Annotated in this window: 24 protein-coding genes; 5 read left to right on the top strand and 19 right to left on the bottom strand. The window is 69.4% G+C overall.

All coding sequences use genetic code 11. The features are described 5' to 3' along the window. Positions 1 to 8: 8 nt before the first annotated feature. Positions 9 to 872, bottom strand: coding sequence for an RNase adapter RapZ (gene rapZ / locus HY049_19120; protein MBI3451013.1), 864 nt, complete (start codon positions 870 to 872; stop codon positions 9 to 11). Then, a complete protein-coding gene (gene hprK, locus HY049_19115) occupies positions 869 to 1,837 on the bottom strand; it encodes an HPr(Ser) kinase/phosphatase (protein ID MBI3451012.1) in 969 nt (322 codons plus the stop codon). Before hprK ends, rapZ begins: the two co-directional genes overlap by 4 nt. Positions 1,838 to 2,049: 212 nt before the next feature. Here hprK and HY049_19110 point away from each other — a divergent pair, with 212 nt between their 5' ends. Continuing rightward, positions 2,050 to 3,120 (top strand): hypothetical protein, encoded by a 1,071-nt coding sequence (locus HY049_19110; protein MBI3451011.1) that lies wholly within the window; start codon positions 2,050 to 2,052, stop codon positions 3,118 to 3,120. Here HY049_19110 and HY049_19105 read toward each other — a convergent pair whose 3' ends face one another. From HY049_19105 to HY049_19055, 11 genes are all read right to left on the bottom strand, one after another. After that, the gene (locus HY049_19105) at positions 3,121 to 4,104 is read right to left on the bottom strand and encodes an electron transfer flavoprotein subunit alpha/FixB family protein (GenBank protein MBI3451010.1); all 984 of its coding nucleotides are present in this window, start codon (positions 4,102 to 4,104) and stop codon (positions 3,121 to 3,123) included. Between the two features lie 25 nt (positions 4,105 to 4,129). Beyond that, positions 4,130 to 4,915, bottom strand: coding sequence for an electron transfer flavoprotein subunit beta/FixA family protein (locus tag HY049_19100; GenBank protein ID MBI3451009.1), 786 nt, complete (start codon positions 4,913 to 4,915; stop codon positions 4,130 to 4,132). Then, a complete protein-coding gene (gene fabF, locus HY049_19095; protein ID MBI3451008.1) occupies positions 4,912 to 6,180 on the bottom strand; it encodes a beta-ketoacyl-ACP synthase II in 1,269 nt (422 codons plus the stop codon). Before fabF ends, HY049_19100 begins: the two co-directional genes overlap by 4 nt. Before the next feature lie 30 nt (positions 6,181 to 6,210). Beyond that, positions 6,211 to 6,441: an acyl carrier protein gene (gene acpP / locus HY049_19090; GenBank protein MBI3451007.1), complete on the bottom strand. Its 231-nt coding sequence runs from the start codon at positions 6,439 to 6,441 to the stop codon at positions 6,211 to 6,213. A gap of 132 nt (positions 6,442 to 6,573) precedes the next feature. Beyond that, entirely contained in the window at positions 6,574 to 7,323 is a 750-nt protein-coding gene (gene fabG, locus HY049_19085; GenBank protein ID MBI3451006.1) for a 3-oxoacyl-ACP reductase FabG, read from the bottom strand. A 15-nt stretch (positions 7,324 to 7,338) separates the two neighbouring features. After that, a complete protein-coding gene (fabD, locus tag HY049_19080; protein MBI3451005.1) occupies positions 7,339 to 8,289 on the bottom strand; it encodes an ACP S-malonyltransferase in 951 nt (316 codons plus the stop codon). A 10-nt stretch (positions 8,290 to 8,299) separates the two neighbouring features. Beyond that, positions 8,300 to 9,289, bottom strand: a complete 990-nt coding sequence (locus tag HY049_19075) for a ketoacyl-ACP synthase III (GenBank protein MBI3451004.1) — start codon at positions 9,287 to 9,289, stop codon at positions 8,300 to 8,302. After that, positions 9,286 to 10,317: a phosphate acyltransferase PlsX gene (gene plsX / locus HY049_19070; GenBank protein MBI3451003.1), complete on the bottom strand. Its 1,032-nt coding sequence runs from the start codon at positions 10,315 to 10,317 to the stop codon at positions 9,286 to 9,288. The genes HY049_19075 and plsX overlap by 4 nt, the downstream gene beginning before the upstream one ends. Positions 10,318 to 10,320: 3 nt before the next feature. After that, positions 10,321 to 10,503 carry a 50S ribosomal protein L32 gene (gene rpmF / locus HY049_19065; GenBank protein MBI3451002.1) on the bottom strand — a complete coding sequence of 61 codons (183 nt, stop codon included), beginning with the start codon at positions 10,501 to 10,503 and terminating at the stop codon, positions 10,321 to 10,323. A gap of 86 nt (positions 10,504 to 10,589) precedes the next feature. Next, entirely contained in the window at positions 10,590 to 11,072 is a 483-nt protein-coding gene (locus tag HY049_19060; protein ID MBI3451001.1) for a DUF177 domain-containing protein, read from the bottom strand. 96 nt (positions 11,073 to 11,168) lie between these two features. Beyond that, complete coding sequence (locus HY049_19055; protein MBI3451000.1) at positions 11,169 to 12,728, bottom strand: tetratricopeptide repeat protein; 1,560 nt, start codon at positions 12,726 to 12,728, stop codon at positions 11,169 to 11,171. 95 nt (positions 12,729 to 12,823) lie between these two features. On the opposite strand from HY049_19055, the gene HY049_19050 reads away from it, so the two are divergent. Then, entirely contained in the window at positions 12,824 to 14,338 is a 1,515-nt protein-coding gene (locus HY049_19050) for a tetratricopeptide repeat protein (GenBank protein MBI3450999.1), read from the top strand. Here HY049_19050 and HY049_19045 read toward each other — a convergent pair. Then, positions 14,317 to 15,915, bottom strand: a complete 1,599-nt coding sequence (locus HY049_19045) for an AMP-binding protein (GenBank protein MBI3450998.1) — start codon at positions 15,913 to 15,915, stop codon at positions 14,317 to 14,319. The genes HY049_19050 and HY049_19045 overlap by 22 nt on opposite strands. A 123-nt stretch (positions 15,916 to 16,038) precedes the next feature. On the opposite strand from HY049_19045, the gene HY049_19040 reads away from it, so the two are divergent. Together HY049_19040 and HY049_19035 are read left to right on the top strand one after the other, a co-directional pair. Then, positions 16,039 to 17,784, top strand: coding sequence for a DUF3352 domain-containing protein (locus HY049_19040; GenBank protein MBI3450997.1), 1,746 nt, complete (start codon positions 16,039 to 16,041; stop codon positions 17,782 to 17,784). Positions 17,785 to 17,921: 137 nt separating this feature from the next. Beyond that, positions 17,922 to 19,079, top strand: a complete 1,158-nt coding sequence (locus HY049_19035) for a PDZ domain-containing protein (protein MBI3450996.1) — start codon at positions 17,922 to 17,924, stop codon at positions 19,077 to 19,079. Positions 19,080 to 19,346: 267 nt separating this feature from the next. On the opposite strand, the gene HY049_19030 is transcribed toward HY049_19035, so the two are convergent. Continuing rightward, on the bottom strand, positions 19,347 to 20,084 hold the full coding sequence (locus HY049_19030; protein MBI3450995.1) for a lytic transglycosylase domain-containing protein: 738 nt from the start codon (positions 20,082 to 20,084) through the stop codon (positions 19,347 to 19,349). Between the two features lie 93 nt (positions 20,085 to 20,177). Next, positions 20,178 to 21,974: a DNA mismatch repair endonuclease MutL gene (mutL, locus tag HY049_19025; GenBank protein ID MBI3450994.1), complete on the bottom strand. Its 1,797-nt coding sequence runs from the start codon at positions 21,972 to 21,974 to the stop codon at positions 20,178 to 20,180. 177 nt (positions 21,975 to 22,151) lie between these two features. Here mutL and HY049_19020 point away from each other — a divergent pair, with 177 nt between their 5' ends. Continuing rightward, the gene (locus tag HY049_19020) at positions 22,152 to 22,838 is read left to right on the top strand and encodes a LamG domain-containing protein (GenBank protein MBI3450993.1); all 687 of its coding nucleotides are present in this window, start codon (positions 22,152 to 22,154) and stop codon (positions 22,836 to 22,838) included. Here HY049_19020 and HY049_19015 read toward each other — a convergent pair. The 3 genes from HY049_19015 to rimK all read right to left on the bottom strand — a co-directional run bounded on the left by HY049_19015 (position 22,835) and on the right by rimK (position 25,889). Further along, a complete protein-coding gene (locus HY049_19015) occupies positions 22,835 to 23,863 on the bottom strand; it encodes an RNA polymerase sigma factor RpoD/SigA (protein MBI3450992.1) in 1,029 nt (342 codons plus the stop codon). The two genes, HY049_19020 and HY049_19015, sit on opposite strands and share 4 nt — an antisense overlap. 290 nt (positions 23,864 to 24,153) lie before the next feature. Beyond that, the gene (locus tag HY049_19010) at positions 24,154 to 24,993 is read right to left on the bottom strand and encodes a BON domain-containing protein (GenBank protein ID MBI3450991.1); all 840 of its coding nucleotides are present in this window, start codon (positions 24,991 to 24,993) and stop codon (positions 24,154 to 24,156) included. After that, complete coding sequence (gene rimK / locus HY049_19005; protein MBI3450990.1) at positions 24,990 to 25,889, bottom strand: 30S ribosomal protein S6--L-glutamate ligase; 900 nt, start codon at positions 25,887 to 25,889, stop codon at positions 24,990 to 24,992. Before rimK ends, HY049_19010 begins: the two co-directional genes overlap by 4 nt. Between the last annotated feature and the right edge of the window lie 2 nt (positions 25,890 to 25,891).

Here is a 25,891-nt window from a genome sequence, read left to right as displayed (position 1 = left end):
AGGCCCCCTCATCCTTTCGCGATGTCCCTGTGGACGGTCCGCACGCGGTATCCCGCGCGCCCGAGATCGTCCCCGAGCCGCTGCGCGATCGCCACGGACCGGTGCCGGCCTCCCGTGCATCCGATGGCGAGCGTCACGTAGGACTTCCCCTCCGCGACGAAGTGCGGCATCAGGAACTCCATCAGCGAGTAGATCTTCACGTAGTACTGACGATACACCTCCGAGGCGTCGAGGAACGCGGCCACCTCGGCGTCGAGCCCCGACATCCCCCGGAGCGCCTCCTGGAAGTGCGGGTTCGGGAGGAACCGGACGTCCAGCACGATGTCGGCGTCGAGGGGCAGCCCGAACTTGTAGCCGAACGAGACCATCGAGACGAGCAGCGCGTCCCTCCGGCTCGCCTCGAAGAAGTCGAAGAGGTACGCCCGGAGCTCGTGGACGTTGAACTTGCTGGTGTCGATGATCTTGTCGGCGCGATCCCTCACGGGCTGGAGCGCCTCGCGCTCGCGCCGTATCCCCTCCTCGAGCGAGCCGCTCTGCGACAGGGGATGCGGGCGGCGCGTCTCGCTGAACCGGCGGAGCAGCACGTCGTCGGCCGAGTCGAGGAAGAGGATGAAGACCTCGCGCTCCTCGGCGCGGAGCTGCGCGACGATCTCCGGGAAGTCGCGGAGGAAGGCCCCCTCGCGGATGTCGACGACCATCGCGACCTTCGACATCCCCTGCGCCGACCTCGAGACCAGATCGCAGAAGACGGGCATCAGCTTGATCGGGAGATTGTCGACGCAGTAGTACCCCATGTCCTCGAAGCAGTTCGCGGTGAGGCTCTTGCCGGCCCCCGAGAGGCCGGTGATGACGACGAAGCGCGCCAGGCTCACCGCCCGGAGCTCCGCCGGGATCCGCGCGCGATCTCGCGATCCAGCCGATCGGCCAGATCCCGGGAGGGGACGTATCCCTGCGCGCGGAGAAGATGGTTGCGGGCCGCGACCTCGATGAGCACCGAGAGGTAGCGCCCCGGGGCGACGGGCATCTCGATGTAGGGGACCCGCGCTCCGAGGATCTCGTAGTGCTTCTCGTCGAGGCCCAGGCGCTCGTACTCCTTCCCCTCCTGCCAGGGATCGAGCCTGATGACCATCTCGAGGTCCTTCCGCTCGCGGACCGCGGCGACGCCGAAGAGGTCCTTGATGTTGATGATGCCGAGGCCGCGCAGCTCCATGTGGTACTGCGTCAGGGACGGGCCGTGCCCGTTCAGCACCCCCGCGCGCCGGCGGATCTCGACGACGTCGTCCGAGACCAGGCGGTGGCCGCGCACGACGAGGTCGAGCGCGCACTCGCTCTTCCCCACGCCGCTCTCGCCCAGAAGGAGCGTGCCGACGCCGTAGACGTCGAGAAAGACCCCGTGGATCGTGACCCTCGGGGCCAGCGTCTCCTCGAGGTAGTCGGTCAGGTTGTCGATCGTCGCCGAGGAGACCTCGGCGGTCTTCAGCAGCGGGATCTCGAAGCGGTCCGCCGCCTCGAACAGCTCCGGCGGAGGATCGAGGGCCTTCGTGATGACGAAGCAGGTGACGCCGCAGGCGCAGACGGCGTCGAGGATCTCGCGGCGGCGCGCGCCGTCGAGCCCCATGAGGAACGTGATCTCGCTCTGGCCCAGGATCTGGACGCGCCCGGCGTGGATGTACTCGATGAACCCGGCGAGGGCGAGGCCCGGCTTCTGGATCCGGGCGACGGTGATCTCCTTGTCGAGGCCGATCTTCCCCGCGATGCACTCGAGGCGCAGGTGCGACGCGTCGCCGGTGAGCAGGTCCCGGACGCGGATGGTGGGGTGGGTCGCCGCGGAGCTCATGGACGGCCTCCTGAGGCCGCTTCCCGCGGGTTCGAAAGAGTTTCCGTCACCTCGCGCGGGCCGCGGAGTCGAGAGTCTACGGGCCGCTCTCCCGGGGTGTCAAGGCGCCGCCGGCGCGGGGGTCCGGGGAAGGGTAACTCCATTGACACCCGCACATTCGGGGCGATAGATTGCCCTCCTTCCCGCCACAATCCCCATCGAGGCCCTCTCACATGAACGAGAAGAAGATCGTCCACGTCGTAGGGACCGGCACCATCGGAGAGCCGCTCATCGGCGTCCTGACCACCCTGAAGGAGCCGCTGGGCATCGACGAGGTCACGTTCCACAAGCGCACCCCCCTCAAGACGGATCGCTCCAAGGTCAAGGAGCTCCAGAAGCGGGGCGCGCGGCTGGCGGTCGACGAGGACGCCCGGGAGGGTTTCAAGGAGATCGGCATCGAGCCGACGTTCGAGGCGCAGGAGGCCCTCGGCCGGGCCAGCGTCGTCATCGACTGCACGCCGGTGGGCAACCAGAACAAGGCCGAGCTGTACGAGCGCCACCGGAAGACGACCCTCGGCTTCATCGCCCAGGGTTCGGAGTTCGGGTTCGGCAAGCCCTACGCGCGCGGCATCAACGACAAGGCTCTTCGACAGGGTGAGGACCAGTTCCTCCAGGTCGTCTCGTGCAACACGCACAACCTCTCGGTGCTCATCGACAACGTCGCCCTGGCCGACGGGGGCATCGAGAACCTCGTCGGCGGCCGCTTCCTCTGCATCCGGCGCGCGAACGACCTCTCGCAGGACGGATCGTTCTGCCCGTCCCCCCAGGTCGGGAAGCACAAGGACGAGAAGTTCGGGACGCACCACGCGCGCGACGCCTGGCACCTCTTCAACACGATGGGATACGACCTCCCCGACCTGTACTCGTCCGCGATCAAGGTCAACACCCAGTACATGCACTGCATCTGGTTCAGCATCCGGGTGAAGCGCGCCGTGACCGTCAAGCAGATCGTCGAGCGGTTCCGCGCGAACGATCGAGTGGCTCTGACCCACAAGTCGTCCGCGAACTCCATCTTCTCGTTCGGGCGCGACTACGGGCACTACGGCCGCATCCTGAGCCAGACGGTCGTCTGCGTCGACACGATCGCGGTGAAGGAGGGTCACGAGGTGATCGGGTTCTGCTTCACGCCGCAGGACGGGAACCCGATCCTCTCGTCGGTGGCCTCGGCGCTCTGGTTCATGTACCCGAAGAGCTACGAGGAGAAGATCCAGTGCCTGAAGCCGTACTTCTTCGACGAGGTCTGATCAGGAGGCCTTGAGCTTCCGGATCTCCTGGACGAGGAGCGGGAGCAGGGCGTAGAGATCGCCGACGATGCCGTAGTCGGCGATCTTGAAGATGGGGGCCTCGGGGTCCTTGTTGATCGCGACGATCACCTTCGACGACGACATCCCGGCGAGGTGCTGGATCGCGCCGGAGATCCCGCAGGCGACGTAGAGCTTCGGCGAGACGACCTTCCCCGTCTGCCCGACCTGGTGGGAGTGATCGATCCAGCCGGCGTCCACGGCCGCGCGGGACGCGCCCACCGACCCGCCCAGCGCCCCGGCCAGATCCCTGATGTACGAGAAGTTCTCCGGCCCCTTCATGGCGCGACCGCCCGAGACGACGATGTCGGCCTCGGCCACGTCCACCTCGGCCCCCTCGGGAAGCTTGACCGACGTCGTGCGGGCGGCGAAATCGCCGTCGCCGAACGAGACCTGGAGAGCCCTCACCTCCCCCTTGCCGGGGGAGCCCCCCGCCGGCGCGAAGACGTTCGGGCGCAGCGTGACGACCGCGGGCTTGGCGTTCTGGAACGAGACGGTGGCCATCGCCTTGCCCGAGTAGACGGGCCGGACGGCCGTCACGCGCCCCCCCGCCTCCGAGATCGCGACGCAGTCCGCGGCGACCGCCGTGTCCAGCCGCGCGGCGAGACGGGCGGCGAGATCCTTCCCCATCGCGGACGCCGGGATGAGGACGATGTCGGCGGCGACCGCGACGGCGGCCTCACGCAGGGCGCGCGCGTACGCCATCGGCGCGTAGAGGGCGAGCCGGGGATCGGAGACGGTGCAGACGACGTCCGCGCCGCGGGCGCAGAGCTCGGCCGCGAGCGCGGAAGCGTTCGCTCCGACGACGACGGCCGCGACGGTCCCCCCCGACGCCTGCGCGATCCGGCGTCCCTCGCCGAGGCACTCGAAGGCCACCTTCTTCAGCTTGCCGTCCCGGCTCTCCGCGAAGACCAGCACCGTCGCCATGAATTCTCTTCCCTTCGTGTCGGGTTCAGATGACCTTGGCCTCGTCGTGGAGGAGCCGCACGAGCTCGCGCGCGGCGCCCGCGGCGTCGTCCTCGCCCTTCAGAATCTTTCCCGCCCCCTTCTTCGCCGGAAGCTCGAGCTTCTCCCAGACGATCTTCGGCGCGACCGCCGCCGCGTCGAGCCCGAGCGCGGCGAGGGATTTCTCCGCGATCGGCTTCTTCTTCGCGGCCATGATTCCCTTCAGGCTCGCGTAGCGGGGCTCGTTGAGGCCCTTCTGCGCCGTGACGACGCAGGGGAGGCTCGTCTCGACCACCTCGACCGCCCCCTCGATCTCCCGCTCCGCCGTCGCCTGCTTTCCCGAGATCTGCAGCTTCGTCACGACCGCGACGTGGGGGATCTCGAGGAGCTCGGCCAGCATCGCCGGCACGAGCTGGTGATCGCCGCCGATGGCGTACTTGCCGGCGAGAATCAGGTCGGGGCTCAGCGACTTCATCACGGCCGCGAGGATCTTCGCGATGCCGAGGGCGTCCGTCGCGTCGGCCGCCGCGTCCTTCACGTGAACGGCCGAGTCGGCGCCGGCCGCGAGGCAGGTGCGGAGCGCCTGGGCCGATCGATCGGGGCCGACCGTGACGACGATCACCTCCCCGGCCCCCTGCGCCTCCCGGATCCGGAGCGCCTCCTCGAGGGCGTACTCGTCGTACGGATTGACGACGAAGGTGACGTTCGACTCGTCGATGGCGCGCCCGCCGGGGGCGACGACGATCTTGGTCTCGGTGTCCGGCACCGCCTTGATCGTCACGGCAATCTTCACGAGCGCTCTCCCGTCCGCGCCTCATGGGCGCCGTGCTTCGCGAGCAGCAGGCAGGCGTTGGTGCCGCCGAATCCGAAGGAGTTGTTGAGGGCGTATCGAATGTCGCGCCGCCGCGCCTCGTTCGGCACGTAGTCGAGGTCGAGCTCGGGATCGCGGTTCGTGAGATTGATCGTGGGCGGCATGATCCCGTGCTTCACGGCGAGGGCGGTGATCCCCGTCTCGATCCCGCCCGCCGCGCCGAGGAGATGCCCCGTCATCGACTTCGTCGACGAGATGGCCACCTTCCCCGCCGCCTCCCCGAACAGCCTCTTGATCGCGAGCGTCTCGACGCGATCTCCCTCGGGGGTCGAGGTGCCGTGGGCGTTGATGTAGTCGATCTCGGACGGCTCGATCCCTGCGTCGCGGGCGGCGTTGCGCATCACGCGCCACGGCCCGTCGCCGTCGGCCGAGGGGGCGGCGACGTGGAAGGCGTCGGCCGACACCCCGTAACCCACGACCTCGGCGTAGATCGGCGCCCCCCGCCGGCCGGCGCGCTCGAGCTCCTCGAGGAGGACGATTCCCGCCCCCTCGCCCATCACGAAGCCGTCGCGATCCCTGTCGAACGGGCGCGAGGCCCTCTCGGGGTCGTCGTTCCGGGTGGAGAGGGCGCGCATCGCGCAGAACCCGCCCACGGCGAGGGGGGTGATCACCCCCTCCGCGCCGCCGCAGATCATCGCGTCCGCGTCCCCGCGCGCGATCATCCGGAACGAGTCGCCGACGGCGTGCGTGCCCGTGGCGCAGGCGGTGGAGTTGGCGAGGTTCGGCCCCTTCGCGCCGAAGCGGATGGAAACCTGCCCGCTCGCCAGGTTGACGATGAGGCCGACGATGAAGAAGGGCGAAATCTTTCGGGGGCCGCCTTCGAGCAGCTCCCGGTGCTGGCTCTCGATCGAGGGGAGGCCGCCGATTCCCGACCCGATGTAGACGCCGACCCGATCCGCCTCCTCGGGCGCGATCGTCAGCTTCGCGTCCTCGAGCGCGAACTGGGCCGCCGCGAGGGCGTACTGGATGAAGACGTCCATCTTCTTGACGTCTTTCTTCGGAATGAACGCCGCCGGATCGAACCCCTTCACTTCACCCGCGATGCGGGTCGCGTAGTCCGCGGCGTCGAAGCGCGTGATGGGGCCGATGCCGCTGCGCCCGGCGAGGAGGTTCTTCCAGTTCTCCTCCGTCCCGACGCCCAGCGGGCTGACGAGCCCGATTCCCGTGACGACGACTCTGCGCTGCAAAGATGAGACTCCAGGGGCTTCGCAGTCGCTCTACTTGTGGGATTGGATGTAGGAGACGGCGTCCTGCACGGTCTTGATCTTCTCCGCCTCCTCGTCGCTGATCTCCAGGTTGAACTCCTCCTCGAGGGCCATGACGAGCTCGACCTGGTCCAGCGAATCGGCGCCGAGATCCTCGGCGAAAGATGCGGCCGGCGTGACCTCATCCTCCTCGACGCCGAGCTGCTCGACGATGATGCTCTTCACCTTCTCTTCGATGTTCATCCAACTCCTCCCTGATTTCGGTGCCTGCTCTGAGTCTCTGGGTGAGGCCACGGGGCCGATGAACCGTCCCGCCCGTGGGCGCCTTTGGCGTGAAGGGAGCGGCAGTCTAGCACAGCGGCGCCGGCCGTCATGCTACATGTACAGGCCACCGGAAACGTTGAGAATCGTCCCCGTCACGTAGGCTCCGCCGGGGCCCAGAAGATACACGACGGCGGCGGCGACGTCCTCCGGAGCGCCGAGGCGGCCGAGCGGAATATTCGACATCAGCGCCTCGCGCGCCTTCTCGGGCATCGCCCGCACCATGTCCGTGTCGATGAGCCCGGGCGCGACGACGTTGACGGTGATCGAGCGCGAGCCGACCTCGCGCGCGAGCGAGCGGCCGAGGCCGACGAGGCCGGCCTTGCTCGCCGCGTACGCGCTCTGCCCGGGATTCCCCATCAGGCCGGAGATCGACGAGATGAGCACGATGCGTCCGTACCGCCCCTTGACCATCCCCGCGATCGCCGCGCGGCAGAGGCCGAACGAGGCGGTGAGGTTCGTCGCGATCACGTGATCCCAGTCGGCCGGCTTGAGGCGCATCAGGAGCTGATCGTGCGTGACCCCGGCGTTGGCGACGAGGTGGTGGACGCCGCCCAGCGCGCCGGCGCACGATTCGACCGCCCGCTCCGCCGCGCCGGGGAGGGCGAGATCGGACTCGCACTCGTGCGCGCGCACGCCGAGCGCCCTGATTTCGCCCCCGACCTCGGCGAGGCGGGCGCGATCCCGGGCGACCAGGGCGACATCCGATCCGGCCGCGGCGGCGGCGAGGGCGATGGATCGGCCGATCCCCCGGCTCGCGCCGGTCACGAGCGTCACCTTTCCTGCGAGGGGCCCGTCGGTCATCATCGTCTCCTCGGGTCAGCTTCCGGTGGCGAACGTCGCCGCGGCGTCCAGCGTCTCCGGATCGCCGCACGATGCGATCCGGATCTGAGGGTCGATCCGCTTCACGAGGCCCGCGAGCACCTGACCCGGGCCGCACTCGATCGCCCGATCCGCCCCCATGGCGCGAAGCCGCCGGATGGATTCGGTCCACCTCACGCGACCCGTCACCTGGCGGACGAGCGAGGCGCGAGCCTCCGCGCCCGTGCCGATCGGCGCGGCGTCGACGTTCGTGACGAGCGGGATCGCGAGATCCCGGAACGCGAGCTTCTCGAGGTCGGCCGCCAGCCGGTCGCGCGCGGGGGCCATGAGCTCGCAGTGGAACGGGGCGCTCACCGGGAGCCGCATGGCCCGCCTCGCGCCGCGGTCCTTCGCGAGGACGATGGCCCGCTCGACGGCGGCGGTGCCGCCCGCGATCACGATCTGCCCCGGCGCGTTGTCGTTCGCCACGGAGACGACCCCCAGCCCCTCGGCCCGGGCCGCGTCGCAGATCTCCTCCGCCGCGGCGGCCTCGATGCCGAGGAGGGCCGCCATCGCCCCCTCACCCACCGGCACCGCCTCCTGCATGTAGACCCCGCGCCGGTGCACCGCGAGGACGGCGTCCTCGAAGCTCACGGCGCCGGCCACGACGAGCGCCGAGTACTCGCCGAGCGAGTGCCCGAGAACGATGGCCGGCTTCACGCCGCGCTCCGCGAGAACCCGGGCCGCCGCGACGCTGAGCGTGAGGATCGCGGGCTGGGCGTTCGCGGTCAGCTGGAGCTCGGTCTCCGGCCCTTCGAAGCAAATCCGCGAGAGCCGGTATCCGAGGACGGCGTCGGCGCTCCTGAAGATCTCCGCGGCGAGCGGGTGGATCGACACGAGGGCTCGGCCCATGCCGACCGACTGCGACCCCTGTCCGGGGAAGAGGAAAGCGGGGGATCCGGCCGGCATCCTGGGGCTCCTACCAGCGGACGAGCGCGGCGCCCCACGTGAGGCCGGCGCCGAAGGCCGCGAAGAGGACCCGGTCCCCCGGGCGGATGAGATTCTTCCGGTTCGCCTCGTCGAGCGCGATGGGGATGGACGCGGACGACGTGTTCCCCATCCGCTCGATGTTGAGGAACACCTTTTCCTTGGGCACCCCGAGGCGGCTCCCCACGGCGTCGATGATGCGGGTGTTGGCCTGGTGCGGGACGAAGAGGTCGACCTCCGACGGGGCCACTCCCGCCGCGGCGAGCACCTCGCGGCAGACCTCCTCGATCGATCGCACGGCGAGCTTGAACGTCTCGTTCCCCTTCATCCGGATGAAGTGCAGGCCGGACTTCACGCTCTCGGCCGTCGGAGGGTGGAGCGTGCCCCCCCCGGGGAGCGTGATGTAGTCGGCCATCGAGCCGTCCGCGTGAATGGCCGTGGCGACGATCCCGCGCCCCTCCGTCTCCTCGCCCGAGAGGACGACCGCGCCGGCCCCGTCGGCGAAGAGGATGCACGTGGTGCGATCGCTCCAGTCGAGATACTTGGTCAGGAGCTCGGCGCCGATCACGAGGACGTGGCGATAGGTGCCCGACCGGATGAACTGGTTCGCGATCGACAGGGCGTAGGTGAACCCCGAGCAGCCCGCCGAGAGGTCGAACGCTGCCGCCTTCGTCGCCCCGAGCCGGTGCTGGATGATGCACGCCGTGGACGGGATCGGCATGTCCGGGGTGACGGTCGCGCAGATGACGAGATCGATGGCCGCGGCCGGAGTGTTCGCCATCTCGAGGGCGCGCACGCTCGCCTGGACGGCGAACTGCGACATCGTCTCGCCTTCCCGCGCGACGCGCCGCTCGCGGATTCCCGTGCGCGTCGCGATCCACTCGTCGGATGTCTCGACGAGCTTCTCGAGGTCGAAGTTCGTGACGACCTTCTCCGGAAGCGAGGAACCGGTCCCCCGGATCACCGCGGAGAGCGTCTTCACGTGCCGACCCTCTCGACGACGCGCTTGAGCGAGGGGTCCGAGGCGATCACGTCGTGGATGCGATCGTTCACGCCGCTCGCGGCCGCCTCGGCGCACGCGCGCACCGCGTTCTTGATCGCCTTCGGCGACGAACGGCCGTGCCCGATGATGACCGCTCCCTTCACGCCGAGGAGGGGGAAGCCGCCGTACTCGGCGTAGTCCACCGTCTTCTTGAACCGCTTCAGCGCCGGCCGCGCGAGCGCCAGGCCCGCGCGCGCCAGGAGCGAGCTCTTCAGCTCCTGCTTGAGGAAGACGAGGATCATCTCCGAGACGCTCTCGATGGCCTTCAGCGAAACGTTGCCCGTGAACCCGTCGCAGACGATGACGTCGCAGTTTCCGTTGAAGATGTCGCGCCCCTCGACGTTGCCGATGAAATTGAGGCTGGCCCCGCGAAGCTCCTTGAAGACCTCCTTCGTCAGGTCGTTCCCCTTCGTGTCCTCCTCGCCGATGCTGAGGAGGCCGACGCGCGGGCTGGCGACGTGGAGGATCTCGCGCGCGTAGATGGAGCCCATCACGGCGAACTGGCGGATGTGCTCGGGCCGGCAGTCGACGTTGGCCCCGACGTCCAGCCAGACCGATCGTCCCCTGAGGTTCGGCAGGACCGCGGTGACCGCGGGACGATCGATCCCCTGGATGGTGCCCAGCGAGACCTTCGCGCAGGCCATGACCGCGCCGGTGTTTCCCGCGCTCACGAATCCGTCGGCGCGACCCTCGCGGACCAGGTGGGCTCCGACGCGGATCGAGGAGTGCTTCTTCCTGCGAAGCGCGAGGACGGGCGGCTCGTGCATCTCGATCGTCTCGGGGGCGTGCACGATCTCCATCTCGCCGTCCCGGACCTTCAGCCGCTCCATCTCGGCGCGGATCGCGTCCTCTCGTCCGACGAGCAGGATGCGATGGCCCCACTCGCGGGCGGCCGCGAGAGAGCCTTCGACGACGGCGCGGGGCGCGTTGTCCCCGCCCATCGCGTCAACCGCGATGCGCGCTGGCATCGATCAGACGCGCTCGACCTCGATGACCGCGCGCCCCTTGTAGTATCCGCAGTGCGGGCACACCCTGTGCGGCATCTTGGGTTCGTGGCAGTGCGTGCACTGCGAGAGCGACGGCGCGGTCAGCGAGTCGTGCGTCCTCCGCTTGTCGCGCCGGGTGCTCGAGTGACGTCGTTTTGGATTGGGCATCTGGACTCCTCGGAGGGCCCCAGGGGCCCTCTCCCCTCACCCGTCGCGCCCCCGTGCGCGGAAGCGGGGTGTCCTCCTGGTCGATGTCAGAAGTTCGTGGCGGCGTCGTGACAGGCGCACGCGCTCTCGTTCAGGTTGATCCCGCAATTCCGGCACAGCCCCCGGCACTCGGACGAGCAGAGCGGCTTCATCGGGATCTCGAGGTAGATCTGCTCCACCGCCACCAGCTGGAGGTCGATCGCGTCCCCGTCGTGCAGAAACTCGTAGTCGAGCGCGTCATCGGGTATGTGGACTTCCTTCCCCTTCACCGGGCTCAGCGCGTAGAACAGGTCGAACTCGCGCGCAACGGCGATCTCGAAGCTCTTCAGGCACCGCGCGCACGGAACCTCCACCTTACCCGACAGCGTGCCGATCAGCGAAACCCCTCCCGCCTTGGGAAGGGCCCGGCCGCGCAACACCGCGCCATGTACGAGGATGTTCTCGCCCGGGCCTACGGGGAGGCTCGTTGCGGCGACGGGGAGATTCACCTGGACCCCGTTGGGATCGAGCTCCGTGGCGTGGATGATCACGCCATCCTCCTGAAAAGACGCGAGAGTATACCACCGTGCCCGCGCGAGTCAAAAGAACGGCGATTCGGGGAGGATTCCCGAGCGGAAGGGGCGCCGTCAGTGCTTCAGGCCCTTGAGGGCCTTCGCTGCAACGACGTGAGAGGGAAGGATTTCCAGGGCCTTCTCGTACATCTTGCGGGCCCGGGAGTCGAGCCCCTGGTCCCTGTAGAAGTTGCCGAGGGCGACGAAGAGCTCCGCGTTGAACGGCTCGAGCTCGGTCGCGCGCGCGTAGGCCTCCTCCGCCTGCCGCTGCCACCTGCGGTCCGGGTTCCGGGCGAGAGCCTCCGCCATGAGCTGGTAGGGCAACGCCGACTCGGAGTTGAACTTGATCGCGAGGCGGCAGAACTGGATGCAGTTGTAGAAATCGCCCTCCCGGGAGTACTCGCGCGCCTTCACGAAGTACTTCTCCGCGAGCTTCGTGTTCTGCTCCTGCACCTCCTGGGCTTCGGTCTTGTAGAACTCCTTCCGGCGGTTCAGATCTCCCTCGGAGACGACCGTCTGCACTCCGGGGCCGCTGCGCGTCGCCCTCTGCTCGCGCTCGAGCGCGGCGAGCTCCATGCTGAAGAAGGCCTCGGTGATGCGGGCCTCGATGTGGTCGAGCTCCTTCTTGTACGCCTCGCGGATCGTCTCGGCGAACCGCTCGCGCCGGAAGGTGGCCAGGCGATCGGCGTACGCCGTCCGCAGCAGCTTCGTGGCCGCGTCGGGCGGAACCCCGAGGATCTCGGACGCCGGCTGCCCGCTCATGTGGGCCAGGGCGTCCTTGATCAGGATCTCCTCCTTCTGGGCCCGCGCCCGCGCCTCGTGGTGGCCGGGGATGATCTCCCGGAGGCTGAAAGGGCTCCCGGCGAGCGGCGGATTGAAGACGACGACGCCGAACACCACCAGGCCGTAGGTGAACTTGAGGGCATCGTCGACGCTGTCCGCGGGAACCACCTGCGCCAGCTCCGCCATCGTCATCGAGCCGTCGATCCGGCTGAGGACGAACCCGTGGTGGGGCTTCAGCGCGAGGCGGTGGACCGGCAGGAAGAGGTTTTCGTTCATCCTGAGACGCCCCGGCATCGCGAGGAGGACCTCCCGCAGAGGATCGAAGTTGCTGATGTTCGCGACGCCCTGGAGGATCGACTCGAAGGTGAATAGGACGTCCGGCGTCAGGAGCGTCTCCGCCGGCTTCTCGTCCGCGAAGACGTAGCGCCCCCCCTGCCATCCGAACGCCTCGGAGAGGGCGCGCCGGATGAGCCCGCGAATTCCCGTGGCGAGGCCCTCCCGGGCCACGCTGCCGTTCGCGAGAAGGGCGGTCGCGAGGTCGTGCGCGGTCGTGCAATCGGGGACCATCGCGAGGAGGATCTCCGCGCTGACGATCCCCTCGTCGCGGAGCGCGGCGGCGAGGGTCGGCGCTCCGGCCGGCGATTCGGCGTTGGCCAGCATGCCTCGATCGAAGCGGACGACGCACCTCGGCCCGGCCGACGACTCGAGCGTCAGGGCACCGCTGCGCTCCTGGAGAAAGATGTCGCGCAGCGTCTCGGCCAGGTAGTGGCTGGTGAAGTGCCCCTTCATCCCCTCCTCGAGGGCTCGCGCCGAGGCCGTCGGTGCCGGATCGATTGTCGGTGTCTTCGGCATTCCGCTCCCGGTGGCGACGATATGGAACAATCGCCAATATAGTGAGGTGCGCCGGGACGGTCCACAGTGCTTCCCTTCCATGAGCCGGAGATGCGATGTCGAGCGGTAAGTTCCCATTCCCTCTGAGGTTCGCGGCCGCCGCGGGGATGCTCTGGGCCTCCATCGGGCTCACGGAGGCGGCGGCCGGCCCCGTCGAGCCGTCTCCCGAGGCTCTCGCGGGCATCTCGCTCCTCCATCAGGGGCGCTTCGACGCCGCGTCGGCGGCCTTCGCCGTCATCTCGTCGGGACGCCCTCTGGACCCGGAGGGCCCGTTCTTCGAGGCCTTCGTCTCGTGGTGGAGGCTGCTCGATCGCCCGAAGGACATCGAGGCCCAGAAGCGGTTCGACGAGAGGCTCCAGGACTCGATCGCGCGGGGAGAGGCGCTCCTCGACGGCCCCGACGCTCAGCGGGGGAGAATTCTCGCCGGCACGGCCCTGGTGCTCTCCGCGCAGAGCCGGGCCTTCGCGGGCCGCCATCTTTCGGCCGCCTCCGCGGCGCGGCGCGGGTACCGGCATCTCGAGGCCGCCCTCGCCGAGAACCCCGGGGCCGCCGACGCCGGCTTCGCGATGGGCGCCTACAAGTACTTCGCCGCGCGGATGCCCTGGCTCGTGCGCGCGCTCGGCGTCTTCTTCCGCATTCCGCGGGGCGACGTCGAGGAGGGGCTCGCCGCCCTCCGCGACGCGGAGCTCAACGGCAGGTACTTCCGCGTCGAGGCGAGCCTGCTCCTCACGCACATCTACGCGGACGAGGAAGAGGACGACATGCGGATCGCGCTCGATCACCTGAGGCTCGCCCGTGCCGTCGAGCCGAGATCCCCGCTGCTCGCCGCCGTGGACGGGAGACTGCAGTTCGCGCTCGGGCGGCTCGGAGCCGCCGAGGCGGCGTCGCGGGAGTGTCTCGAGATGTCGCGTACGGAGCCGGCGGTGACACCCGCCGTCCCGGCGCTCGCGCGCGTCCGCCTCGCGCTCGCGCTCTACTACCAGTACGAGCCCCGCGCGGCGGCGGACGAGCTCGCGCCGCTGCTCGCAGCCGGAGAGGACCAGCCGGAAGGCGTCGCGGACTCCGTCCGCTCTCTCTCGGAGCGACTCCGGATGGATCTCGGGGAGCCCCTGCTCCTGGGCGGCGCGAAGACCGTGGAGATGGACGGCCACCAGGAGGCCCCGGCGCGCGTGACCGCTCCCGCCCCGGCCCCGGTGGCGATCGCGGCCGGACTCCAGCGTCTCCACGCCGGCGCCCCGGCGGAGGCCATCGAATCCCTCGCCGCCGCGGTGAACCGGGATCCGAACGATCCCGTCCTGCGCTACCACCTTGGCCGCGCCTACCAGACGGCCGGCCGGAGGGGGGAGGCGGTCGCCGCGCTCACGAGCGCGCTCGAGTCGCCCACGAAGCTTCCGAGAGTGCTCCAGGGGTGGGCGATGATACGGCTCGGCTCGGCCATGGACGGGGACGCCCGGCGGGCGCAGGCCGAGGACTGGTATCGCAAGGCGTCCCAGCTCAAAGGATTCCTCTTCCGCCGCGCCGCGGAGGATCGGCTCCGGCACGACGGAGATCAGCTCCCTCCGGAGGGGTGATCTCCCGGCAGATCCTTCGCGAACGCCTCGCGCACTCGATCCTTCATCACCTTCCCCGTCGAGTTCCTGGGCAGATCTCGGACGATCCGGATCGACCGCGGGACCTTGTAGCGGGCGAGATGCGCTCCGCAGTGCGCCCGAAGCGCGCGCTCGTCGACCGCGGCTCCGGGCCGAAGCACGACCGCGGCATGCGGGACCTCGCCCCGCTGCGCGTCGTCCAGCCCGACGACGGCGGCCTCGGCGACCGCCTCGTGCGCGCAGAGGACCTCTTCGATCTCCCTCGGGTACACGTTCATCCCGCGGTAGATCAGCATCTCCTTGCGGCGCCCGACGATGAAGAGATACCCCTCGTCATCGAGGCGCCCGAGGTCTCCGGTGTGGAGCCAGCCGTCCTTCAGCGCCGCGGCCGTCTCCTCCGGCCGTTCGTGATATCCCTGCATCACGTTGGTCCCGCGGACGACGATCTCCCCGATCTCCCCGCTCGCGGCCCATCCACCGATCTCGGCTGCGATGCGCACCTCCACCCCCGGCAACGGCAACCCTACGGAGCCGGCCTTGCGGACGCCATCGACCGGATTGAAGCAGACGACCGGCGAGGCTTCGGAGAGCCCGTACCCCTCGCACAGGGGCCGTCGCCACGCGCTCTCGAACCGGCCGAGCACCTGGCTCGGGAGCGGGGCGCCCCCGCAGATGTACAGCCGCACGGGATTGAGCCAGCGCGCGAGGAGCCCGGGGGGCCGCTCGGCCATCGCCGCGTAGATGGCCGGCACCCCGAGGAAGATCGTCGGACGGTGCCGCCGGACCGCCACGCCGATCGCGGCGCGATCGACGCCGGGAAGGAGGACGATGCTGAGCCGCGCCATCACCGGCAGCACGAGGCAGACGAGCTGAGTCAGGGAATGGAACATCGGAAGGAAGAGCAGCAGCCGATCCCCCTCACGGAGCCTGACGGCCTCCAGGCACGACCGGGCGTTCGCGAGGAGGTTGGCGTGCGAGAGCATGACCCCCTTCATCCTTCCCGTGGTCCCCGACGTGTACGTGAGGACGGCCACATCGCCGGGCCGCGGCCTTCCCGGGGCCGAGCCGGCGCCCTCGGCGGCCGTGAGATCCTTCCAGTCGACGACGCGCATCGATCCCGGGACCTCGGCCCGCGCTCCGGGCTCGACGTCCACGAGGACGGCGGTCGGGAGGTCGGCGAGCGCGCCGGCCTGCGCGAGGAGAGTCGCGAGGCGCCGCGGCGTGGTGACGAGGCACCGCGCCCTCGAATCCTGAAGGACGGTCACGACTTCGGGAGCGGCGAGGAAGGAGCTGATCGGCACCACGATGCATCCTGCCATCGGGATCGCGTAGAACGCGTGGAGGTACTCGAGGCAGTTGGGAAGCAGGACGGCGACCCGATCACCAGGGCCGAGTCCGAGTCCGGTCAACCCCGAGCCGGCGCGGCGGGCGGAGTCGTGGAGCGAGGCGTACGTCTGGCTCGATCCCGCGCTCAGGATCGCGATCCGCCCGCCGGCGGCCTGCGCCGCGCGCCCCGTGAGATCCGCGAGGGTCAGCTCGGTGCCGTCGAAATCACCCACGCGGAGCCTCCTTCGAGACGCCGGCGGGCCCGGGCGCCCATCGGGCGGGCGCGCAGATTACCAGACCGCGCCCCTCTGTCCTAATATGGCCACCCTCTTCGCCGCCTCGGGGGTCGGCCCTTCATGCAGCGCACCCTGCTCGCCGCCGTTCTTCTCGCGGGGTTTCTCGCGGGCGCCGTGGGGATCTCCATCCTCCTGATCCGGGGCGCGGGATCCGCCGACCCTCTCTCCGCGATCCCCGCGGGGGCGGAAGCCGTCATCGCCATCCCTTCGGCTCCCGATCTGATGCGCGGTCTCGCCAGATCGCGACGGGCGGAAGCGAACGCGGGGGACGATTGGGATCTCGCGGCATCGCTGGTCGGCGAACTCTCCGACGCGCGCGGGCTGACCGTCCAGCCGGAGGGGGCGAGGATGGCGCGCTCGCTCAGGGGCGGCGCCGCCATCGGGCTCCTTCACTCCGCCCGGCACGCATCATCCCCGGATCTGATCGTCGCGGTCGAGCTCGAGTCCCGGGACGACGCGCTCCTCTCCTGGTTCGAGGCGTCGGTGGTGCCGTCGATCGCCGGAGGCGACGCGACGTCGACGCGTCGAACGCATCGTGGCCTCGAGTATCTCGTCGTCAAGGCGCGTGGGACAGGGGTCCATCTCTGCGTCGCGGTGGTGGGCAGGCTGGCCATCGCGACGACGACGCGGGCGGGGATGGAGGAAAGCCTGTCGGCCCTGCTCGGCCATGCGCCCTCCATTTCCTCGTCCCCCTCCTTCCGCGGCGTCCAGCGCGACATCGGGCGGCACGCCGCCCTTCTTGCGTTCGTCACGAAGCCTTTCATCGAGCGGGCGATTCGGGGGGAGAGCGCCGGTGCGGAGGCGAGCCGCGCTGGCTGGCGTCGCGCGGCGGAGGAGGCGCACGCGGAAGCGGCGGCGGTCTCGATTCGCGTGGACGCGGACGGGCTGTTTCGCGAGCAGGCCCGCATCTGGATTCCCGACATGTCCGAGACACTTCTCGGGAGACTCTTCAGGGGACGCCCCCGTCCGATCGCCGCCGCGGAGGAGCTCCCGGAGGGGTTCGCGCTTTACGCCGGGGCCGCCTTCGGCGACCTTGCGCCGCTTGGAGAGACCCTTCCGTCCTGGCTCGGGCCCGCGTTGGGCCAGGATCCCGAGAGCCTGCGCGATCGGCTGGCCGGACTGCAGGACTTCCTCGACTCCGACTTTCGACGGGACTTCCTGACGACGATGGGCGTGCAGGTCGCGATCGCGGCCGATCCCGGCGTCTCCCGATCGGCGGTCGTCGCCCTCGAGCCGACGGACGCGGCCGCCACCAAGCGTCTGCTGCACCGGCTCGATGGGCTGGCACGGGCCGGCGGCGCGTATCGGGGGCCGGGCGAGGAGTCCTCGGGCGTCACCACGTACGCCCTTCCCGGCGGCCTCTCCCCTTCATATCTCGTCTCCGGATCGAGCCTTCTGGTAGGCGCCTCGCCGGATGCGCTCGCGACGCTCAGGGGGCGCAGGCGGCACGGCGACCGCATCCCGAGGGCCGAAGGACCGCTCGCCTTCGACCCGCCCGCCCACGTGGTCCTCGCGGTCGACACGGAGCTCGCCCTGGGCTGGCTGCGGCGGCATGCGCCCTCGCGTAAGAGCGTTTCGTCCGAGGCGTGGCTGCGGAAGATCGCGGATCTTCTCCCCGTCGCATCCGAGCCGCTGCCGAGGACGCGGGTTCGCTTCGTGGTTACCCGCGACGGCATTTCCGCCGAGTGGATCAGCCCGGCCTCTCCGACCCTGCTGACCGCATTGATCTGGATGACGCCGGGGCCGGAGGCCCCTGAAGCCGACGACGCGGGTCCGATCCCGCCGGCCGAAGGGTCCCGTCCCTAGGGCGACTCACGCCGCCTCCGCGCCGCCTGCGACGGTTCTCCTCCCGCGCGCATCTCACCCCGTGGAGGTCGTCCCCGCGACCCATTTGCGACCCCGTTGGACGCGCCTCCGCGATGCGATCCAAGGAGGATGTCGAGATGAAGCGCAGCCCCCAGAAATTCCTTTTCCTTTCCCTGGTGCTGTGTTGCGGCGCGGCGGCCGCCGCGCTGGCATGGCCTGCGCCCTCCGCCGCGCCGGCCGCACCGCCCGCCCCGAAGGCCATCACCCGACCGACGGCCGCTCCCGCGCCGATGGCATCACCGAGACCGGCCGAGCCTCCGGAGCCCCCTGAACCGCTTGAGCCGCCGAATGCGTTCACCGAGGTGGACGGCGACGGGGATGGAGTCGTCGTGCTCTCCGGACGCTCGACGTGGCTCGGCGTTCAGATCGACGACGTCACCGAGTCGAGGGCGGCGGAGTTGAAGCTGCGGGACGCGTACGGCGCGCTCGTGACACGGGTCGAGGAGGCGAGCCCGGCGGGAAGGGCGGGAGTCCGGGAGAACGACGTCATCGTCTCATTTCAGGGCCAGCGCGTGGAGAGCACGTCTTCCCTCCGGCGGTTCGTGCGCGAGGCGCCCGCCGGAAGAACCGTCGCCGTGGGAATCCTCAGGGACGGCTCGGAGCGGACGTTGAGCGTGAAGCTCGAGGCGAGACCGGCCCGGAGCTTCAAGCTCGGCGCGCTGCCGCAGATGAATTTCAAGGAGTTCTCCATGCCACGCGCGTTCTGGACGGGCGGCGGTCCGCGCCTCGGCGTCGGGGTCAGCGATCTGAGCTCGCAGCTCGGCGAATACTTCGGCGTGAAGTCCGGTGACGGCGTCCTCGTCACGGAGGTCTTCGACGGGACGCCGGCGGAAAAGGCCGGCCTGAAGGCGGGTGATGTCATCGTGAGGATCGACCAGGACAGGATTTCCGGGACCGGCGACATTCGCGACGCCCTTCGTGACAAGGCCGGGAAGGATGTGGAGGTCGTGATCGTGCGCGATCGGCGCGAGATGACGATCAAGGCAACGCTGGAGGAAGAGAGCGAAGGAGATTCCCGTTCCTTCCTCCCCGGAAGCATCCGGCGCCAAGTTCTCGACGAGACGCGTCGCGCGATGCTCGAGGCCCGCGCCGCGTCGCTCGAAGCCGAAGCCGCGCGGCGCGATGAGCGGATCCGGGCGAGGGAGGTCCGGCGGGACGTGCTTCGATCGCAGCGGGACGCAGCGCGCGAGCTGTTGCGCTCGTTGCGGACTTCGGGAGACCTGATGGCGATCTGATCCCGAGCGAATTCTCAAGCCTGGGAGGCTCACGCGCGAGGCACCCCCCGATCCACCTCCCCCGCCCGCCGGAGCCTCCCACGACTCCCCTCCCGCGCACGCGGCTCGATCCCGCATCGAAGACGCGGCATCATCCCCATCGATGACCCGTACTCCAGGGCCTGGCGATCCAGCGCGTCCACGGCTCGGGGAGGCTTCGGCAGGCTGCGGGACGACATCGCGACCGGGGTCGAGGGCAAGCCTCTTCCCTCCGATCACAAGTCGGCGTTACGGAAGCTGGTGGGCCTGTTCGATCCCGCCGCCCCTGGCTGCTGACAGGGGCGCATTCGTCGCGTACAGTGAGAGTACGCGCGCGACGTATTCAATCGTCTCGCGATACGGAGGGACGCCGCCGTACTTCCTCACCGCCCCCGGCCCGGCGTTGTACGCCGCCAGCGCGGGGACGAACCTTCCTCCGCTCTTCGCGAGCAGCTCGTGAAGGAGCCTGGCCGCCCCGTCGATGCCCTGCGCGGCGTCGAACGGGTCCGACACTCCGAGATCGCGAGCCGTGCCGGGCATGAGCTGTGCCACTCCCATCGCGCCTTTCGGTGAGATCGCAAGCGGATTGAAGCCGCTCTCCACCTCGAGGACGCGACGGAGCAGTTCGGCGTCGACTCCGTATCGGGCGGCGGCGCTCTGGACCAGCGCGTTGTAGTCCCTCTCTGCGGGGAGCGCCGGAGGGGGGTCGGCGGCCGGAGCCGCTCCGGAAGGTTCGGGTGGACTTGCGGGCACTGCCACGCCGGACGCAGCCGGGGCCGCGGGTTCGACTTCCTTCGAATCGGGCGCGACGCTCTCGTCGGAGACCGGCGCGCAGGACGTGATGCGCGAAGCGTCCACGGTGATCGATCCTCCGCCGGCAAGCGTCAGCGTCGCTTTGCCGGCCAGGAGATCGACGGCTTCGACCCGCAGGGTCGCGCCCGTCTTGAACCGAACCTCCAGCGCGGCAAACGCGGAGGAGCCCGACATCAGGAGGAAAAGGATCGCGGCGAGTCGTTTCATTTGCGAAGACTATACGGCGATCGAGAGGACTCCGCCAGCCGGTCCTGAGCCCCTCCGGCCCTACGGGCGCCCAAACCGCCGTTCGATCGCGCGATGCTCCCACCTGAGGATCGTCGGGCGGCCATGCGGACATCTGAGCGGCGCGCGGCACTTCAGAAGAGTCTCGAGAATCCAGATCGACTTCTCCGTCGTGAGATCTCCCGGGACCTTGACGGCCGCGTGGCAGGCGGCCGTGGCGAGCATCCGGCGCCGCCGCTCCTCGATGCCCACGGGGCGATCGTCCCCCACGGCGGTCTCGGCCAGGATCTCGAGAACCAGCGCTTCGGGATCGGCATCTCCCAGCGGCGCGGGAACGCCGCGGACGAGGATGGCGTCCGCGCCGAAAATCTCGGCGTCGAATCCCAGCGGCGCCAGCTCCGCGGGAAGCCGCTCGGCCGCTTCACGCGAGGCGAGGGGGAGCGTCACGGTCCGCGGGAACATCAGCGCCTGGGTCGGGGGGGCCGAGGCGTCGAATGCGCGCGCCATCAGCTGTTCGTAGAGGATGGTCTCGTGCGCGGCGTGCTGATCGACGAGGAGGAGTCCCATCTCGTCCTGCGCGAGGATGTACCCGTTGCGATACCGGCCCAGAACAGCGGGAGCGCTCCCCTGGAGCGTGAAGATCTCTTCGTCCGGCGTCGCCGTCCGGCCCGCGGGGCTCTCGCTCTCTCGCACGAACGATGGAAATCGCCTTACCGGCGTCTCCGCCTTGGTGACGTATGAAGACGCCGCCTCGAAGACGCGTGTCCTCAGACCCTCGAGGCCGGGAGTACCGCCAATCGGTCGCGGAGGGAAGGCCGCCGATCGGCCGACCGCCGCATCGCGCGAGCTCATCGCCCCCGCGAGTCCCTGACGGATCGCCTCCCGCACGAGATCGTGAACCCGTCCCGGCTCGGCGAATCGCACCTCGGCCTTCGCCGGATGCACGTTGACGTCCACCTGGGAGTGCGGGAGGTCCAGAATCACGTGACACGACGCGGCCGACCCCCTGGGCAGCATCTCGTCCAGAGCCCGCGACGCGGCTCCGGCGAGAACACGGTCTTTCACGACCCGCCCATTCACGACGAATCGCCGCGCTCCTCGTCCCCCGCCGCCGGTGCCTGTCCCGCCGATCACGAACCCCGACACGGAGACGCCTCCCCGCTCGCCGCGGATCGGGACGGCCGTGCGGGCTCGCTCCGGGCCTTCGAGCTGCGCGAGGCGCTCCGCGAGCTCCCGGCAGGGCGGCAGATCCAGGATGCGGCGATCGGCGTGCTGAAACCTGAAGCGAACGTCGATGCGCGCGAGCGAGAGCGCCGCGACGGCCTCGACCAGGTGCGCCATCTCGGTCGCGGGCGCTCGCAGAAAGCGGAGGCGCGCCGGAGTGTTGAAGAAGATATCCGCGGCGCGGACGGTGGTTCCCTTCGGGTGCGCCGCGGGTCCCGAGGCGAGATGGCGGCCGCCTTCCGCCACGACCCGCGATCCGGCCACGCCGTCCGTGCTCGTCGTCAGAGTGAAGCGGGTCACCGCCGCGATGGACGGCAACGCCTCTCCGCGAAAGCCAAGGGTGGGGATCTCCTCGAGTGAGGATCCGGATCCGATCTTGCTCGTCGCGTGGCGCTCCAAGGCCGCGATCGCATCGTCGGCGTCCATCCCCTCGCCGTCGTCCCTCACCTCGATCGCGCGCCGACCCCCCTCCTCGACGCGGACCTCCACGGATCGCGCCCCTGCGTCGAGCGAGTTTTCGAGCAGCTCCTTCACGATCGATGCGGGGCGCTCCACGACCTCGCCCGCCGCGATGCGATTCACGACGTTGTCCGGGAGAACTCGAATCCGCCCCATGCGTGCTCCGGTGAGGCGCGACGGCCGCGCTCGCGATCAATCTATCCGATGATCGTCGCTCGATGGTGGGAATCGCAAGCGTGTCCGACTAGAATCCCCGCGCCCCGCGGGAGCGCCACCGGCTCCCGGGCAGGGCGCCACTCCGGCATCGTGCCGGCTCGTGAAGGGACTCGAGAGATGCCGAAGCGACTGCTCCCGCTCGCCGGATCCGCGGCCTATCTCCTCGCGCTCGGGTGCGCTCTCTCCGTCCCTTCGCATCTCGGCGCGGAGTCCCCGGCCGTAAGAACGATTGCGCGATGGCTCTTCGACGAGGGGAAAGGGGACGTCGCGGGCGACGGCGCCGACGGGGCGACCAACGGGAAGGTGATCCGTGCTCTCTGGGCGGACGGGCGATCGGGGAAGGCGCTCTCGTTCGAGGACTACTCCCTGAAGGACTACCTGCACCCGAAGGTCGCCGACGCCACCCGCGTCGTCGTCCCGCACGCCGATCGGCTCAACCCAGCGGGGTCCTTCACGCTCCGGGCCGTGATCTTCCCGACGCGGGATCCGGTCTACTACGGGGGGATTTTCGAGAAGGGGCGCGGCTACGGCGCGTCGTACCGGTTGATCGTTCTCCGGGGGCTCATGGTCCGGGCCGAGATCGGGTCCGCACTCGTTCGAGTGACGAGCGACGCCTCCCTGTCCCTGAACGCGTGGCACGACGTCGAGATGGTCTTCGACGGAGCGTCGGTCGCGCTCCGGATCGACGGGAAGGAGGTCGGAAGAACCCCCGCAGCGCCGGGGGCCCTGAACAATCGTGAAGACGCGGTGATCGGCGAGCGTTTTTCGGGGCGTGTCGACGAAGTGAGCCTGACCGTCCCCTAGTTCCTGCCGGAAACCCGTCGCTTCCGGCGCTTCATCACGGGGGTCTTTCGCGAACCGGCTTCGAGCGACATCGGCGCCACGGTCCGGGGAAGCAGCGCCGCCGGCACGTGCGCCATTCTCGAGGAGTGCTGCTCGGCTGCGATTCTTGAGATCCTCTCGATCGCCTCGCTCTGGATCTGGCGCACGCGCTCTCGCGATATCTTGAGGCGGCCACCGATCGACTCGAGGGTGTGCTCCCTTCCGTCCTCCATGCCGTACCGCAGGCGCACCACGGTTCGGTGTCGCGGCGGCAGGCGATCGAGGAGTCGGGCGATGTAGTCGCGAACCTCCTCCTCGTAGATGTCCTTGAGAGGGTTCGCGGCGTTCATGTCCTCGACCTCGATGCCTCCCTCACGATCGGGATCGGCGCGCCGGTCGAGAGAGATGGGTTGCTGCAGTCGTCGCGCCGACTCCCACTCCTTGTACGCGACGATCCCCGACGCGTTGATTCGCCGCTCGACGTCGATCTCACCGCCCTGTTTCTTCGTGCGGGCCCTCTCGAGCATCCTGTCGACGCGGCGGAGCTTCTGGTGCATGTGGACGGGAATGCGGATGAGATCCTGTTTGTCGCAGATCGCGCGGGCGAGAGCCTGCCGGATCCACCAGGAAGCGTACGTCGAGAATCGCGTCCCCTTGCGGGGGTCGAACTTCTCCGCGGCTCTCATCAGCCCGATGTTTCCTTCCTGGATCAAGTCCTGAAGCGGCAGCCCGGCGGAGCGGTATCGTTTCGCCCAATAGATGACCAGTCGGAGGTTTCTCTGAATGAGCTCTTCGAGGGCCCTGGGATCGCCCTTCGCCGTCTTCTTGGCGATGGCGCGCTCCCCCTCCGGCGTCAGGAGCTGCCACCGGGAGATTTCGCGGAGGTACTGCTCCAGAGACTCGGCGGTCTCCGAGGCCGTTTCCTCGGTGTTCGGCGCGGGGGCATCCTCGGCTGCGGCGCCGACCGGCTGGACCTCCTCGTCGAGAGCGTCAAGCGTCCGATCCATCATCGAGCTTCCTTCCTATCGCCGACCATCGGTTGGGATGGTTCAGAGCCAAACAGCGGTGAACACCTAGCACGGTGTGTGCCACGTCCCGGAGAGTCTGCCGGGGAGAAGCCCGACGTCTCGGATCCGGAGCCACCCTTCTTAAGGTGCTGATTCCAGTGCATCGGCTGGCCTGGAGCTGGAGTACACCGCGGACCTCTGAAGAGAAGAACCCCGAACCTGGACAGAAACTGTCCGGAGAAAGGTACACCCCTGTCACATCCTCCGGGGGCGGAAGGCGCTCCGGAGGATCAGGGGCTCTGGGGTTTGACGGTTCGGACGACGAGGTGATTCGTCACGGAGCTCACGCCACGGAGGCCGTAGACGAGCCGCTCGGCCCGCAGCCGGTCCGCAGGCGTGGGCACGGCACCGTCGAGTGTGACCTCTCCCTCCGGTGATGCCTTCACGCCAAGGCTCTCAACCGCCCCGAAGATGAGCTTCTCCCCGAGCAGCGCCTCGACGCGACGCTTGAGCTGGTCGGGTGAGACTGAAACCGGGACGAGGCGGAGATGGTTCACGATCGCAGTCGCCCCGCGCACCCGGGAGACGCTCTCCTCCGCGTCCATCCGATCGCGCGCCACCGGGACGTCCCCGTCGAGGGTAATGACGCTTCCCTGGACCGAGACGGAGATTCGGAACCCGCGCAGCCGCGGAAGGCCGCCGAGCGCCCGGTCGGCGTCCACCTCGATCCCCGAATCGTCGCGATCGACCCGGGCCACCTGCAATTGATTGTCCACGCCGGCGACACCGCGGACGCCCGACGCGAGGCGCTCCACCTCGGATCGATCAAAGAGAGACGAGACCGTTCCGGTCAGCACGAGCCCGCCGGCCGTGACCTCTGCGGTCACGGCGGAGACGTCGAGCCCGGGGCGCCCGCTCACGCGCGCGAGGACGGCCGTCGCGATCGTCGCGTCGTCCGGGGCGGGCCCCCGCACGGGGCGGGCCTCCACGGCGAACACGGCCGTCACGGCGATCGCCAGCAGCGCGAACGCCGTTCCCAGGACCTCGACGATCCGTCTCATCCAGTCACCCACCCCCTCAGCGTGGATCACGCCCCAGTGCGGCGCAACCCCGCCTTCGTCCGTCGTCACGCGTTTCTCGGGTGCGCCTCGGCGAAACTGATCGCGTACTCGATCACCGACCGCGCGACGTCCAGCCCGGTGGCCGCCTCGAGCCCTTCGAGGCCGGGGGAGGCGTTGATCTCCATCACCTTCGGCCCCTGCTTCGAATCGAGCAGATCGACTCCAGCGAGCTGCAGACCCATGACGCGCGTTGCCATGAGCGCGGCCCGCTCGTGGGATGGGGGAAGCTTCAACGGCGTCGCCCCGCCTCCTCGGTGGATGTTCGCCCGGAACTCTCCGATGCGGGCCTCGCGCCGCATCGCCGCCACCACCCGATCGCCGACGACGAGCGCCCGGATGTCCTTCCCCTCCGACTCCTCGACGAACTCCTGGATGAGGATGTCCTGGCCGAGGTTCCAGACCGTCTCGATGATCGACTCCACCTGCTCGACCTTCTCAGCGAGCATCACGCCGATACCCTGCGTCCCGCGGATGAGCTTGAGGATCACGGGGACGCCTCCCACCTTGCGTATCGCGCTCCGGATCTGATCGGGATTGCGCGCGACGACGGTCCGGGGGATGTCCACGTCGTGTCTGGTAAGGAGCTGGAGGCTCCGGAGCTTGTCCCGCGCCCGGGCGATCGGCTGCGAATTGTTGATCAGCGGCACGCCCATCATGTCGAACTGGTTCACGACGGCGAGGCCGTACTCCGTGATCGAGGCCCCGATGCGGGGGATGACGACGTCGAAGCTGCGGAGCGGATGCTTCCCGTCGCGATAGTAGACCGACGGGGTTCGCCGGCCCAGATGGAGGTAGCAGTCGAGAGGGTCCACGACCCGGGCCTCGTGCCCCATCTCGCGGGCGGTCTCCACCAGCCGCCGCGTGGAGTACAGGCTGCGCCGTCGCGAAAGGATGAGGATGCGCATGT

The organism is Acidobacteriota bacterium (genome assembly GCA_016195325.1).
In the GTDB taxonomy this organism is placed as follows: Bacteria; Acidobacteriota; Polarisedimenticolia; order JACPZX01; family JACPZX01; genus JACPZX01.
The sequence above is the reverse complement of the archived record's forward strand: the minus strand, read 5'-3'. Positions and strand labels throughout refer to the sequence as shown.

What these genes read in the sequence shown, in the direction of transcription:
- HY049_19040 (MBI3450997.1), top strand. Translation starts at nt 16,039, where the DNA reads ATGCAGCGCACCCTGCTCGCCGCCGTTCTTCTCGCGGGGTTTCTCGCG.
- HY049_19030 (MBI3450995.1), bottom strand. Translation starts at nt 20,084, where the DNA reads ATGTCGGGCTCCTCCGCGTTTGCCGCGCTGGAGGTTCGGTTCAAGACG.
- fabG (MBI3451006.1), bottom strand. Translation starts at nt 7,323, where the DNA reads ATGACCGACGGGCCCCTCGCAGGAAAGGTGACGCTCGTGACCGGCGCG.
- hprK (MBI3451012.1), bottom strand. Translation starts at nt 1,837, where the DNA reads ATGAGCTCCGCGGCGACCCACCCCACCATCCGCGTCCGGGACCTGCTC.
- fabD (MBI3451005.1), bottom strand. Translation starts at nt 8,289, where the DNA reads ATGCCGGCCGGATCCCCCGCTTTCCTCTTCCCCGGACAGGGGTCGCAG.
- HY049_19055 (MBI3451000.1), bottom strand. Translation starts at nt 12,728, where the DNA reads ATGCCGAAGACACCGACAATCGATCCGGCACCGACGGCCTCGGCGCGA.
- HY049_19050 (MBI3450999.1), top strand. Translation starts at nt 12,824, where the DNA reads ATGTCGAGCGGTAAGTTCCCATTCCCTCTGAGGTTCGCGGCCGCCGCG.
- plsX (MBI3451003.1), bottom strand. Translation starts at nt 10,317, where the DNA reads ATGCCAGCGCGCATCGCGGTTGACGCGATGGGCGGGGACAACGCGCCC.
- acpP (MBI3451007.1), bottom strand. Translation starts at nt 6,441, where the DNA reads ATGAACATCGAAGAGAAGGTGAAGAGCATCATCGTCGAGCAGCTCGGC.
- HY049_19105 (MBI3451010.1), bottom strand. Translation starts at nt 4,104, where the DNA reads ATGGCGACGGTGCTGGTCTTCGCGGAGAGCCGGGACGGCAAGCTGAAG.
- HY049_19020 (MBI3450993.1), top strand. Translation starts at nt 22,152, where the DNA reads ATGCCGAAGCGACTGCTCCCGCTCGCCGGATCCGCGGCCTATCTCCTC.
- HY049_19035 (MBI3450996.1), top strand. Translation starts at nt 17,922, where the DNA reads ATGAAGCGCAGCCCCCAGAAATTCCTTTTCCTTTCCCTGGTGCTGTGT.
- rpmF (MBI3451002.1), bottom strand. Translation starts at nt 10,503, where the DNA reads ATGCCCAATCCAAAACGACGTCACTCGAGCACCCGGCGCGACAAGCGG.
- HY049_19110 (MBI3451011.1), top strand. Translation starts at nt 2,050, where the DNA reads ATGAACGAGAAGAAGATCGTCCACGTCGTAGGGACCGGCACCATCGGA.
- mutL (MBI3450994.1), bottom strand. Translation starts at nt 21,974, where the DNA reads ATGGGGCGGATTCGAGTTCTCCCGGACAACGTCGTGAATCGCATCGCG.
- rimK (MBI3450990.1), bottom strand. Translation starts at nt 25,889, where the DNA reads ATGCGCATCCTCATCCTTTCGCGACGGCGCAGCCTGTACTCCACGCGG.
- HY049_19015 (MBI3450992.1), bottom strand. Translation starts at nt 23,863, where the DNA reads ATGGATCGGACGCTTGACGCTCTCGACGAGGAGGTCCAGCCGGTCGGC.